The organism is Peptoniphilus indolicus, assembly GCF_900454665.1.
Lineage (GTDB): Bacteria > Bacillota > Clostridia > Tissierellales > Peptoniphilaceae > Peptoniphilus > Peptoniphilus indolicus.
Genome location: NZ_UGTH01000001.1, coordinates 975,763 through 988,945 on the forward strand (window position 1 = coordinate 975,763; position 13,183 = coordinate 988,945).

12 protein-coding genes are annotated in these 13,183 nt (G+C 32.0%); 6 read left to right on the forward strand and 6 right to left on the reverse strand.

The annotated features are described in order from the left end of the window. Positions 1-11: 11 nt before the first annotated feature. Complete coding sequence (locus tag DYE58_RS04685) at positions 12-4,103, reverse strand: FtsX-like permease family protein (RefSeq protein WP_004820397.1); 4,092 nt, start codon at positions 4,101-4,103, stop codon at positions 12-14. A 4-nt stretch (positions 4,104-4,107) separates the two neighbouring features. Beyond that, a complete protein-coding gene (locus DYE58_RS04690; RefSeq protein ID WP_004820396.1) occupies positions 4,108-4,809 on the reverse strand; it encodes an ABC transporter ATP-binding protein in 702 nt (233 codons plus the stop codon). Between the two features lie 259 nt (positions 4,810-5,068). Between DYE58_RS04690 and DYE58_RS04695 the strand changes: the two genes are divergently transcribed. From DYE58_RS04695 to DYE58_RS04710, 4 genes are read left to right on the forward strand one after another with little or no spacing between them, the layout of a single operon-like run. Further along, the gene (locus tag DYE58_RS04695) at positions 5,069-6,271 is read left to right on the forward strand and encodes an ABC transporter ATP-binding protein (protein ID WP_115312070.1); all 1,203 of its coding nucleotides are present in this window, start codon (positions 5,069-5,071) and stop codon (positions 6,269-6,271) included. Next, positions 6,264-6,899, forward strand: a complete 636-nt coding sequence (locus DYE58_RS04700) for an ABC transporter permease (protein ID WP_004820392.1) — start codon at positions 6,264-6,266, stop codon at positions 6,897-6,899. Before DYE58_RS04695 ends, DYE58_RS04700 begins: the two co-directional genes overlap by 8 nt. Then, positions 6,896-7,810 carry an osmoprotectant ABC transporter substrate-binding protein gene (locus tag DYE58_RS04705; protein WP_004820390.1) on the forward strand — a complete coding sequence of 305 codons (915 nt, stop codon included), beginning with the start codon at positions 6,896-6,898 and terminating at the stop codon, positions 7,808-7,810. The genes DYE58_RS04700 and DYE58_RS04705 overlap by 4 nt, the downstream gene beginning before the upstream one ends. Next, positions 7,807-8,457 carry an ABC transporter permease gene (locus DYE58_RS04710; protein WP_004820389.1) on the forward strand — a complete coding sequence of 217 codons (651 nt, stop codon included), beginning with the start codon at positions 7,807-7,809 and terminating at the stop codon, positions 8,455-8,457. Before DYE58_RS04705 ends, DYE58_RS04710 begins: the two co-directional genes overlap by 4 nt. 76 nt (positions 8,458-8,533) lie before the next feature. Here DYE58_RS04710 and DYE58_RS04715 read toward each other — a convergent pair whose 3' ends face one another. The 4 genes from DYE58_RS04715 to DYE58_RS04730 all read right to left on the reverse strand — a co-directional run bounded on the left by DYE58_RS04715 (position 8,534) and on the right by DYE58_RS04730 (position 11,750). Beyond that, entirely contained in the window at positions 8,534-9,370 is an 837-nt protein-coding gene (locus DYE58_RS04715) for a class C sortase (protein ID WP_004820387.1), read from the reverse strand. Further along, the gene (locus DYE58_RS04720) at positions 9,360-10,241 is read right to left on the reverse strand and encodes a class C sortase (RefSeq protein WP_004820386.1); all 882 of its coding nucleotides are present in this window, start codon (positions 10,239-10,241) and stop codon (positions 9,360-9,362) included. Before DYE58_RS04720 ends, DYE58_RS04715 begins: the two co-directional genes overlap by 11 nt. After that, entirely contained in the window at positions 10,225-11,145 is a 921-nt protein-coding gene (locus DYE58_RS04725) for a class C sortase (protein WP_115312071.1), read from the reverse strand. The genes DYE58_RS04720 and DYE58_RS04725 overlap by 17 nt, the downstream gene beginning before the upstream one ends. 185 nt (positions 11,146-11,330) lie before the next feature. Then, the gene (locus DYE58_RS04730; RefSeq protein ID WP_004820382.1) at positions 11,331-11,750 is read right to left on the reverse strand and encodes a PPC domain-containing DNA-binding protein; all 420 of its coding nucleotides are present in this window, start codon (positions 11,748-11,750) and stop codon (positions 11,331-11,333) included. A 413-nt stretch (positions 11,751-12,163) separates the two neighbouring features. On the opposite strand from DYE58_RS04730, the gene DYE58_RS04735 reads away from it, so the two are divergent. Beyond that, positions 12,164-12,670 (forward strand): helix-turn-helix domain-containing protein, encoded by a 507-nt coding sequence (locus tag DYE58_RS04735; RefSeq protein WP_115312072.1) that lies wholly within the window; start codon positions 12,164-12,166, stop codon positions 12,668-12,670. A gap of 17 nt (positions 12,671-12,687) precedes the next feature. After that, positions 12,688-13,182: an IS630 family transposase gene (locus DYE58_RS04740; RefSeq protein WP_115312073.1), complete on the forward strand. Its 495-nt coding sequence runs from the start codon at positions 12,688-12,690 to the stop codon at positions 13,180-13,182. Position 13,183 lies beyond the last annotated feature (1 nt).

Below are 13,183 nucleotides of genomic sequence, written 5' to 3' on the forward strand. Positions count from 1 at the left end.
TGTTATATCAATTATTCATTTGATTTTAAAGATTCTACCATATTTATGCCCTTTAGTTTATTGTGGAAAATCAACATTATGACTAAATTCACAAATAACGTTATAAAAATTGAAACAAAGTATGATTTTAATGTCAATACAGGGTCCAGCATGGCTTCGTTTGGAACTACTATTTGAATTACAATGTAGTGAAGTAATTTTCCTACAAGTGCTCCAAAGATTATACCTAACACAGTGAGTAGACCTGTTTCACGATATATATAAGCTGTGGTTTCATACGAATAAAATCCCAATACCTTTATTGTTGAAATCTCTCGCAATCTCTCCACTATATTTATATTCGTCAAATTGTATAGGACTATCATAGCTAAAAGAGCTGATGCAACTGTTATAATCACTTGAACTTTTTCAATTGAATTCATATATTCATTCATTATTTCTTGTACTGAATTCATATTTACAACTGACACAACAGATTTATAATTTTGAAATTCATCTTTAATACTCTCAACATCTTTATCTATTTTATACAAGTCTGTATTGTTTTGTAATTCTTTTTTAAATACTCTATTATAATAATCCTTACCCATTACAGCATAATGTCCCATATACATTTCCATTATTTCAGAAACTTCTACTTCAAAAGATATCCCCTCACTACTTGTTATCTTTAAAGTATCTCCTATTTTTAATTTTTTTAACTTTGCTGTTTTCTCACTTATTATCACACCATTTTCAGGTATGTCTATTTTTTCGCCACTCTTTCTATCCCTTATGTTTACAAAGTCTTTTATTGTTTTGTCAGATTTTACACTCATCAGTGTCAAATCTTCAATGACGTCTTTGTAATCAAATTCAAATTGTTCTAAATTTACTCCTGTTCTTTCAAACTCTTTTTTATTCTTACTAATGATGTATTGTTGATATGAATCTTCATCTAAAAGTTCATCATAAGTTACAGATAGGTCATAATTCATAATCTCATCGAATTGTTTATTGCCTATTCCATTTACAGAGCCTTCTATACCAAATCCCAAAATTAGAAGTGCGGTACAGCCCATTATACCTATTATTGTCATAATCATACGCTTCTTGTATCTGAAAATATTTCTCGCTGTAACTTTAAATAAAAAGTCCATACGATTCCAGATAAACGGAATTTTTTCAAGTAAAATTCTATTTCCAGCTCTTGGCGTTTCCTTTCTGAGTAGGCTTGCTGTGTTTGATTTTAAAGTTTTTCTAACTGATATCAGAGCTGCCACACCACTGAACACTAATCCAACCAATATTGATAAAATCGCCTTGCCAGGGTAGAAATAATAGTTCAAATGATTTTCAAATATAGTTGTTGTAGAGTATGCATTTCCTATTATACTAGGTAACAGTGTTGAACCTACAATAGCCCCTATTACTCCTCCTATTATGGCTGCACTACTTCCATACATGAAATATTTTTTTGAAATTTCTCCAGTTGTATACCCCAAGGCTTTATATGTTCCTATATTAATTCTATTGTCTTCAACCATTCTGGTCATAGTTGTAAATGTAACCAACATTGCTATCAAAAAGAAAAATATTGGGAACACAAGGCTCAATGTGTCTACACTGTCAGCATCTTTTAAATATGCATTTAAGTATGCATTTGAATATCTTGGAGTTATTTTGTATCTCGGTACCTTTAAAATTTTCAGCACTCTCTTTGCATCTTCTAAATCACTCTTGCCATTTTGTATTGCTTCATCAGCTTCAAGTTTTTTGCTTTCAAATTCTTTTTGACCTTTTATAAGTTCCTTTTCATTTTTATAGAGTTTTCTCTTTGCTTTTTCAAGTTTGTCTCGTGCAGAATTTATCTCAGAAAAATAAGTGTCTTCTGCTTTTTCATAAGTATCTAGGCCTTCTTTATATGCATTCTTTCCGTCATTTAACCTTTCAACTCCGGATTCGTATTCACTCCTGCCCTTTTCATACTCTATCTTTCCATCGTTATATTTAGAAAGATTTTCATCATATTGCGATTTTGCAGATTTTAATTTTTCTTTTCCACTCTCTATCTCAAGTTTTGCAGCATCTAATTTTTGCCTTGCTGTATTTAATTCTCTCTTACCTTCTTCGTACTTAGCTTCTCCATCTTTAAATTTTAAAAGATTTTCTCTGTATTCTCTTTCTCCGGCCTCAGCTGCTTTTATTCCCTCTTCAAGCTGTTTCTTTCCCATTTCTATAGTCTTCTTCGACTCTTCCAATTGAACAGCAGCTCTGTCTAATTCTCTCCTGCTTTCTTTTAATTTGTCCACGCCTGCTCTTGCTAACTTCAAATTCGCAAGTAATGAATCATATTCTTTTACAATATCTACTCCGCCATATTTCATGCTCAACTTTGAAATTTCACTTTCAAATTGTTTTTTTAATTCCATTGCGGCATTGTAACTTTCTCTTGTAGTTTGCACGTCCATCTTCAGCGAATCTATCTGAGCTCTCTTTTTAATTATTTCACTTTCTAACTCAGCATATCTTGAGCTAGAAGAATCTATTGAGTTTTTTTCAGTTTCCAATTTTTCTAAATCTTGCTCATAAATTTTTATTTGGTTCTCTTTTTCCTTTATACTTTGTTCTATGGACTTAAGTTCTGCTTCGGCTCTTCTGTACTCTGACAATATCTTTTCAACTAACTTAATATAACTTTCATTTTCTGTTAGCTTTCTATCCACTTCATCTATATTGGCACTTGTTCCAAGTTCAGTTGCTATTTTTTGAAGCCCTTCTGAATATTTTTTCTCTCCTTCTTGATACTGTTGCAACCCCAATTGGTATTTTTGTTCTCCGGCTTCTAACTCTGCCTTTGAACTTTCTATTCTTTGAAGTCCTTCATCAAGTTTTCTACGTCCTTCTTCCAATTGTTTTTTAGCTTGGTCCAAAGTCTTTCGAGAACTATCTAACTCTCCGGAGCCTCTTTCATATTTCTTTTCGCCCTCGTTGTACTCAAGCTCACCATCTTGTAGCTTTTTATCAGCTTCTTCAATTTTTGCTTTCCCGTCTTGTAACTTTCTATTGCCATCTTCAAGCTCTATTTTAGAAGAGTCTAATTTATTTTTTCCATCTTTTAACTTTTTTTCATTTTCTTTTATTTCACGTTCTGATTTTTCTAACTTGTCTTTTGCTTCATCTAACTTATCTCTTCCAACTTTAGATTCCTTGCTTAACTTACTTTCTCCATCTGAAATCTCTGCTTTTCCCTTTTCCAACTTTTCTTTTCCGTCTTCAAGTTCTTCTGCCCCATCTTTAATTTTATCTTCAGCTTCCTTAATATCAGCTTCTCCTGAAGATATTTTATTTTTTAAATCGTCTTTTAAATCATCATATCTTTCTTCGGGTCTACGATTAAAATCTACTTTCAAACTATTTATATGAGGTTTTAATATTTCTTTGTATTCTTTAGATGACGTTTCAATGCCTCGTGTTCCGCTATATATTAACTTTGCAAATTTGACATTAGTATTAAAATTTGCAGGGGATATGTAGCCAAATCCCTTTATTTCTCCAAGCCCTTCAAGGGAAGTTCCCCTACTCCTATTTGAAATATAAGACATACTTTCTACAAAGCCAACGACCTTGTACTCATAACTTATAAGTTTATTTTCATCACTCTTGTCAAAAATTCCGGACTCTTTTCTAAAAGTTAGAGTATCACCTAATTTAAATTCTTTTTCTAACTCTGCATCTAATAAAATTTCTCTGCCATTTCTTATATTTCGACCTGAAACTACAGTAGGTCTTCCAATTTTATATGGCATACTAAAAAGAGACACAAGTTTTCCTGTCGTGTCTTCTTTTAATTGAACTTCATATCCATACTCAAGCTCCTCAATTCCATTTTGAGATTCAATAGAATTTAAATCACTGTCTTCAAATCCTATTACTGAGCTCACCAAAATATCTTCTGTATTTTCTTTTTTTATTTTGTCTTGGGCATTATTTCTCATAGTTGGGGCAGTTGATGTAAGTCCTACCAACACAAAAACACCCAACCCTACAATTATAAGTATGGAAATATATCTTGATAATGAATTTTTTATTTCTCTCAGAGTATCTTTTTCTATATTCTTCATAAAACTACCATTCTATTTCATCAATATTCATTGGCTGTTCATTTATTGTTATTGATTTCACTTTAGCGTCCATAATTTCAATCACTTTATCAGCTATAGGTGCAACAGCCTTATTATGTGTTATTACTATTACAGTTGTGTCCGTTGTCTTAGCTGTGTCTTTTAAAATTTTTAAAACTTGTTTACCTGTTTTATAATCAAGTGCTCCAGTTGGCTCATCACACAATAATAATTTCGGTTTTTTCGCCAAAGCTCTTGCTATTGAAACCCTCTGTTGTTCCCCGCCTGATAATTGTGATGGAAAGTTAAACATTCTATCCTTAAGCCCCAAAGATTCCAAAACTATTTCAGGCTTTAATGCGTCTTTTACTATTTGAGTTGCCAATTCTACATTTTCTTTAACCGTTAAATTTGGAATTAAGTTATAGAATTGAAAAACAAACCCCATATCATTTCTTCTATACATTGTAAGTTCTCTATCGTTTAATTTTGAAATGTCTTTGCCATCTATACTTACAATACCTGAAGTTGGACTATCCATTCCTCCAAGAATATTGAGAAGTGTAGACTTACCTGCTCCTGATGGACCTATTATCAACACAAATTCATTCCTGTCTATTTCAAAATTAATCCCATTATTGGCAAAAATTGTGGTTTCTCCCATTATATATTTTTTATAAAGGTCTTTAACTTCTATAAATGCCATTTTCTCACCTCGGCACAATTATATCACTTGTGTTTTTACATTTAAATGCTTTGAAATTTATACGCTTTTTATAATTATATCCATTATTTAATTTTATTAAATCACTAAATATAGTTAAATCAAATTTTCAATAATTTAACAACAATTCTATATAGTATACTTTTTACAATATATGGGTATATAAAATGTATATATTTATTTTATATAGTACATTTAATTAGATAAGTAGTATCATTTATTAAAAAAGAAAGGCTAAAACATGATTGAATTTAAGGAAATAGCAAAGGTTTATCCCGGCAATCAGGTTGCCTGTGAAGATGTAAACATCAAAATTGAAGACGGTGAATTTGTGTGTTTCATAGGTACATCCGGATCAGGGAAAACGACTTGTATGCGTATGATTAACAGAATGACAGAACCAACTCACGGCTCAATATTAATTGACAACAAGGATATTAAACAAGAAAACCCTGTTGAACTAAGAAAAAAAATAGGTTATGTGATCCAACAAATTGGATTAATGCCTCACATGAGCATTTTTGACAATATTGTTATGGTCCCAAGACTACTCAAATGGGACGAAACTAAACTTAGAGCAATCGCTGAAAATCTTATAGAACGTGTCGACTTGCCTAAAGAATACTTAGATAGATATCCTTCAGAATTATCTGGAGGGCAACAACAGAGAATAGGTGTAATAAGAGCTCTAGCTGCTGACCAAGATATAATCTTAATGGACGAACCATTTGGAGCACTTGACCCTATTACAAGAAATTCTCTACAACAACTTGTAAAATCTCTTCAAAAAGAAATGGGCAAGACAGTAATTTTTGTAACTCACGACATGGACGAAGCCCTTCAACTTTCAGACAAGATAGTTATTATGGACAAAGGCCATGTAATTCAAATAGGATCTCCAGAAAACATACTGAAAAATCCGGCAACTGAATATGTCAAAGAACTCCTTGGAGAAGAAAAATTAAATGAAGCTAAAACTTCTTATAATACAGTAGAAACTATCATGCTCAAAAATCCGGTACATGCTAATTTACACACCACAACTCTTGAAGCTATAAGACTTATGCGTAACAAGCGTGTAGATACATTATTTGTAACAGATGACGACGGAGTACTATTAGGACATATCGGAATATTTGACCTAGTTAAAATAGGTAAGCGAAATGTTCCACTTAGAACTATCTTAACTAAATCTCATCCTATTTTAAATAGCACAAAAGTTATAGAGGCTATTCACCAAATATACAAATTAAAAGTTAAAAATCTTCCAGTTGTAGATTCTAAGCGAAGATTAGTCGGTATAGTTACAAGAGCTTCTATTGTAGATACAATTTACGAAAACTTATGGAGTGAAGATGATATTGTCGAGGATATTATCGATACTTCTTCATCTGATGAACTAAAAAAACTTACCGAGGAAGCACAGGTGAATTTAAATGATTAATTATTTTGTATCCAATGCTAATGAAATTCTTTATAAATCTTTGGAACATCTATTCATCGCAAGTATCGCTCTTTTACTAGGTATCTTATTTGCAATTCCCATCGGAATTTTAATTACTAAAAATAGAGCTGTAGCTAAAATTGTGATGGCTTTTGCATCAGTTTTACAAACCATCCCATCTTTTGCACTTCTTTCCATTATAACTATTATTGGAGTTGGAAAGCTTCCCGCTATAATAGCACTGTTTATATACTCTCTTCTCCCAATTTTGAGAAATACTTATCTTGGGATTGTATCAGTCGATAAAAATTCAATTGATGCTGCAAGGGGAATGGGAATGACTGAAAAACAGGTACTCTTTAAAGTAAAAATACCTCTTGCGCTTTCAGTTATAATGTCTGGAGTAAGACTTAGTGCCGTATATGTAATAGCTTGGACAACCTTAGCTTCTTATATAGGAGCAGGTGGCCTTGGAGATTTTATCTTCAACGGACTTAACAACTATATCCCTCCAATGATCGTGTGGGGAACTATACCTGTTAGTATAATGGCTCTTTTTGCTGATTTTGTTCTTGGAAAAATTGAAAAGAAGCTATCCCCTTACAAAGTATCGGGAGGTGCAAAATGAAAAAGAAATTAATATTATCTATGCTATGTCTATTGCTAACAGCTTGTTCTATGCCTGGATTAGGTGGCAATACTGACACTCAAATAGTAATTGCAGCTGGAAATACAAGCGAAAGACAAATACTTTCTCAAATTGTTTCAGAGATGATTAAAAAGTATACCGACTTAAAAGTTACAATAATAAATAACCTTGGTTCGACCACTCTAATACACACTGCAATGAATGAAGGTGATGTAAACTTAAGTGGTGGAATGTATACTGGTACTTCTATAACCGGCGAACTCGGTTTAGATGCTATAATGAACCCAACAGAAGCATTGAGAGTCTCACAAGAAGAGTATCTAAAGAGATTTAACAGAATTTGGTATGATTCTTATGGATTTTCAAATACTTATGCTTTTATGGTTACTAAAGAATTTGCCAACGAACACAACATCACAAAAGTTTCTGAACTCGAACAATTTAAAGATACTTTAAAAGTTGGTGTAGATTCTTCTTGGATACAACGTCAAGGAGATGGATACGATGGCTTCCAAGAAAAATATGGTTATGGATTTAAAAACATATATCCAATGGAAATAGCTCTTGTCTACTCGGCAATAAATAATGGTGAAATGGATGTTGTGCTTGGATATTCAACTGATGGTAGAATAAACTCCTATGGTCTACAAATTCTTGAAGATGATAGGCAACTCTTCCCTCCATATGATTGCTCCCCTGTAGCAAGTGCTGAAATAGTTAAAAAGCATCCCGAGATAGATGTTATATTAAAAACTTTGAGCGGCAAAATTTCTAGTGAGCAAATGCAATATATGAACAAGAGAAGTGATGAAGATTTAATCGAGCCACAAATTGTAGCTAAAGAATTTTTAGAAGAAAATAATTACTTTAAAGATGAGGTGAAATTATGATTAAAGAAATGTTCACCTATTACTCAATAAATGGGTTGTATGTTGTAGAACAATTCATAAGACACTTTTTAATATCCATTTACGGTGTTTTATTCGCTGCTATTGTTGCGATACCTCTTGGTTTTTTCATATCAAGAAGATATAATTTGTCAGATGTTATAATAGGGTTTGCCAATGTTTTACAAACTATACCATCTCTTGCACTACTTGCAATTTTAATGCTTGGATTAGGTATAGGCTCAAACACTGTTATACTTGCTGTGTTCTTGTATTCTCTACTTCCTATTTTAAAAAATACTGTTACAGCTATTAATTCCATTAAACCTGAAATTATGGATGCAGCAAAGGGAATGGGAATGACTCGAATACAAAGTATATTCAAAGTAGAAATTCCTCTTTCAATTTCCGTAATAATGGGTGGAATCAGAAATGCATTAGTAGTTGCAATAGGTGTCACAGCCGTTGGTACTTTCATTGGTGCCGGTGGCCTTGGAGATATAATTACAAGAGGCATAAATGTTGCACATGGTCAGGCAATAATTTTAGCAGGAGCTCTTCCTACAGCTCTTATGGCAATTCTTGCAGATGTATTACTTGGTTGGGTTGAGAAAAAACTACTGCCTGTATCTTATACTAAAAATAAATAATAAAAAATCCGCTAATGATTTAATCCTATATACTGTACAACACAGTGTAAAGGACGCTTACCATTAGCGGACTTTTTTATTTTACTCTCTTTAAAAACTTAAAGAACTTTATACCTACAAATATAAGCCATATCCACCCAAACAGTGTGATTCCCAAAGAGCCATACTTAATAAACTTAGCTTGAGAATTCTTTTCTACTTTAACTTCTTCTGTATTTTCAGGTACACTCACTACTCTTTCGCAATTTACGAGTAATCTATGTGGCCTTGGTGGTAAAAATGGATCACACGTCAGCAACGTGACCATATCTTTTCCAATAATTGGAATTAGCTTTTCCCATTCAGAAGGATTTATTATTTCTTTATCCTTTACTTCATATTCTAAGCTCTCTCCATTTCTTTCGATAAATATCTTATCTCCAGCAGTTAACTCATCTAAATTCAAAAACATTATACTTTGATAATATCCTCTGTGCCCTGCTATGACACTTCTGTTGTTCACTCCACCAACCGGTAGAGAAGTCCCATCTACATGAGCCACACCTTCTGCCATGTGTTTATTAGATGCATCTAATCTTATTGGTTGAACTAAATCAAGCTTTGGAATTTTTAAATAGGCAAATATTTCATCCGGGTCTTCTGAAATTTCATATTTTGTATTAAATTTATCCGTTGCAAAAGGGTCTACAATCGTAATCTCTTTTCCTTGCAAATTTTGGTTATAAACCTCTATTTTATTTTCTTGTAGCTGTCTCTCTTCATCAGACACCACCCTTTTAGAAAATGAATTGTATTCACTTTTATTTACAAAAATATTTTTTGAAATTCCAGTGAATCCATAGAGAGGTATTGCTATTCCCAATAGAATTAAAATATATCCCAATATTTTTCTATTTTTCTTTTTATTTGTCATCTAAGTCACCCCATTCTTGTTTAAGGCTTTCTAATTTCTTTCTCTTTTTTCTGTATTCATTCCTATAATATAGTGCTAAAGCTGTAGACAATATAGCTACTGGTATCTCAAACATCAACAAGTCTCTATAGCTCATATTAACAATTAATGAATCTGCCACTCCATCATCAAATGGTGGTACATAAGGAATTCTATGTCCTCTCACCAAAAGTCTATGGCTGTTTATCATATATGGTGTACAAGTTAAAAGAGTTGCATAATCTTTCTTATCTTGTACCAATACAGGCTCAAAATCTGAGGGTTCAACTGTCAAAACTTGATCAACTTCATAGGCAAGAACCGTTTCAATATTGTGAAGATAAAATACATCCCCCTCTTTTAGTTTATTTAAGTTCCTAAACAATTCAGCTGTTGGCAAACCCCTATGCGCAGTTATTACAGTATGTGTACTCTCTCCTCCTATTGGAAGTGATGTCCCTTCTAAATGCCCTGCACCCTTTTGTAAAATAGATTCACTTGTACCTGCATATATCGGTATATTAGTGTCTATTCTTGGAATTTCAACATAACCTACCTTTTCTCCAACCTCCAACATTCTCGCATACTCCGATATACCTTCTTTTTCCCTGTCAGTATATGGGTCGGCTAATCTTGACGGGTCAAGAGTATCATTATACGCTCTTGCCAATTCTATTCTTCTCAAAATTTCATTTGAGTCTAAATCTTGTCTCTTCGTTTCAAATTCTACTATTTGTTCATTTGCTTCTATTCTATAGTAATATTGAGAAACCAATGGATACATCAAAACTAAGAATCCAACTATGAACATAATTACAAAAGGCCAAGTACGCTTTTTATTTTTTCTCTTCATAGTCAACTCCTAACTTTTCATTGTTCAAAACAAGAATTTTATTTATTTCACGAGTATATTTTTTGGCTCTTTTTCTATAATGTAGTATCAAATAGATCATTATAAGAATATATACTCCAAGTCCAAAGAATAAATACTTGTACATAAAACCTGTTTGATTTTCAGCAATTAACTTGTTGTCAATAGCCGGGTCATAAGGCACTCGATGCCCACGAACTATCAACCTATGTGTGTTAATCATTATAGGTGTACAAGTTAGTAAGGTTGCATAATCGTGTCCTTCACTTATCAATAAGTCTTCAAAATTCGAAGGTTCTATAACTTTTATTTGGTCTACTTGATAAGCTAAAATTTCTCCCAAGTTGTGTACATAAAATCTGTCCCCCTCTTTTACTTTTCTAAGGTCCGTAAACAACTTTGCAGTTGGCAAACCTGAATGTGCAGTTATTACAGTATGTGTACTATTACCACCAACCGGAAGTGATGTTCCTTCTAAATGCCCTGCTCCCTTTTGCAAAACTTCTTCTGCTGTTCCTGCATATATTGGAATGTCTACATCAATATTCGGTATTTGTATATGGCCTATTTGCTCATGTATCTCAAGCATTCTAGCATATTCCGCTCTGCCTTGATTTTTTTGGTCTTCAGAATAAGGGTCTTCTAAATTATTATTTATTAAAGATGAATTAAATGCTTTTGCAAGTTCAATTCTTCTCTTTACTTCATCAGATGTCAACTTCGCCTTTTCAGCATCAAATGTTGCCACTTGCTGACTTGAGTCTACACGATAGTATATTCTCGAAACTTGTGGATACAACAAAACTAAAAATCCTATTGTAAATAAGATTACGAAAGGCCATTGTCTCTTTTTTCTTTTTTTCTTTTCCTTCTTTATTTCAGACATACTACTCCTCTCAAATTATAAAAATAATAATCTATACAAGCATACTATTAAATTGTGATAGATTCAATATTTTTGCAGCTTTAATTAAATTAATCATCTAATATCTATTTGTATTAAAAAATTTAGCTTTATATAAAAATAGGATGTCACATTTTCACAAGACATCCTAACTGGCTACACTTTAATTAAAATTTTATAACATTTATTCCTATCTCTTCAGAGAATTCTCTATCAATCTTGCCAGATAAAACTTCAACTATAAGTTCTCCCGTTACACATATTGTGGCGCTATTTAAATGACCACCAAATGTATTTTGGTCTTTATCAGAGATTGCCATGTGAAGATGTAGATAAGTTTCTCCATGCATTGTAGAGATATTTCCATGTAAGCTTGTAATTTCGTAATCTTCTTTAAATTTTTTAGAATAGTATTTCTTTTCAGACGTGTTAAAAAGACCTATTTCAACATCTGTAACTGCCCCAAGACCCGTTATATATCCTAAATCTATTTGCTCCTTTATTACAAATTCTTTAAGTTTAGAAATTATTTCTTCGCCTTTGTCCATTCTAACAATGTATCTTGTTCCAAATTTTCTATATTCCATAAGCCTCCCCTAAAAATACTCTTAACTAAATAACACTTAATTGAATTTTATCATTAAATCAGTAATATTAACAGGGTAATGACTAAAAATCATTCCCTAACACTACTCTTTTAGATTTAAGATGATAACTAGCTTCTAATACTAATCACTGACTATGTATTGACAAAATGATATAATAACATCATGGATAATTTAACTAAAGAAATGGTTAAAAATATTACTCATAGGAATTAGCTGAATATAAAAATTTAATTAGTGGTTAATATTAATTAAAAATAAGTTCAGCATAACAGCATTTTTAATGCCCATCTAAAGTTTTATTTTCTATTACATCAATTATACTTTCTATATTAATACTAATATCCGTTAAACAATAGATACAATTGTGTGATTTAATGTAGTATAATAATATTATGAAAGATATACAAAAACAAATTCAAGAATTAGAAGTAGAACTCAAAAAAACTAATAACAAAAGAGAATATATAAGGATTAAAGCCATAATACTAAAACTTAAAGGCAACAGTGCCAAATCCATATCTGAAAAATTAGATGTTGGAAAATCTACAGTATTCGCATGGTTAAAAGCATACAGAGAAGATTCTGTAAACGCATTAAAAAATAAAAAAAGACAAGGCAATCATAGAAATCTCTGCTTTGAAGAAGAAAAAGAATTCCTAAAGCAATTTGAAGAAAAAGCAGAAAGTGGACAAATAGTAACAGCCAAAGAAATAGAAAAAGCATATGTAAAGCTTGTAGGACATTCCATAGGAACGGGTCAAATATATAGAGTACTAAAAAGACACGGATTTAGAAAAATAATGCCAAGAAGTAAACATCCTAAGAAAGCAAGTAAAGAGGTCATAGAGATCTCAAAAAAATTAACAGCAGAGCAAAAGAACTTAGAAACGTTAACCTAGATAAAAAAGTAAGAATAATGTTCCAAGATGAAGCAGGATTCGGTCGCATAAATAAGCCGAAATACTGTTGGTGTAACCATAAAATAAGACCATCAGTACCTTGTCATCATTTAAGAGAATACAGATATACTTATGGAGCAGTAGAACCAACAACAGGAGAAAACTTCTTTTTAATATTGCCGTATTGTAATACAGACTGTACGAACATATTTTTAAAAGAACCCTCCAAAACCTATAAGAATGATATGATACTACTAGTATGTGATGGAGCAACATGGCATAAATCCAAAGGATTAAGAATACCGGAAAACATAGAAATAATGCATATACCACCATATACACCAGAAATGAACCCCATAGAACAGATTTGGAAACAAATTAGGACTATGGGATTTAAAAATGAATTTTTCCACACATTATCAGACGTAGTGGATAGGTTGTGTGAAACGATAAATAAATTAACAAAAGAGATGGTTAAAAGTATCACCAATAGGGATTGGTTATATATCTAGA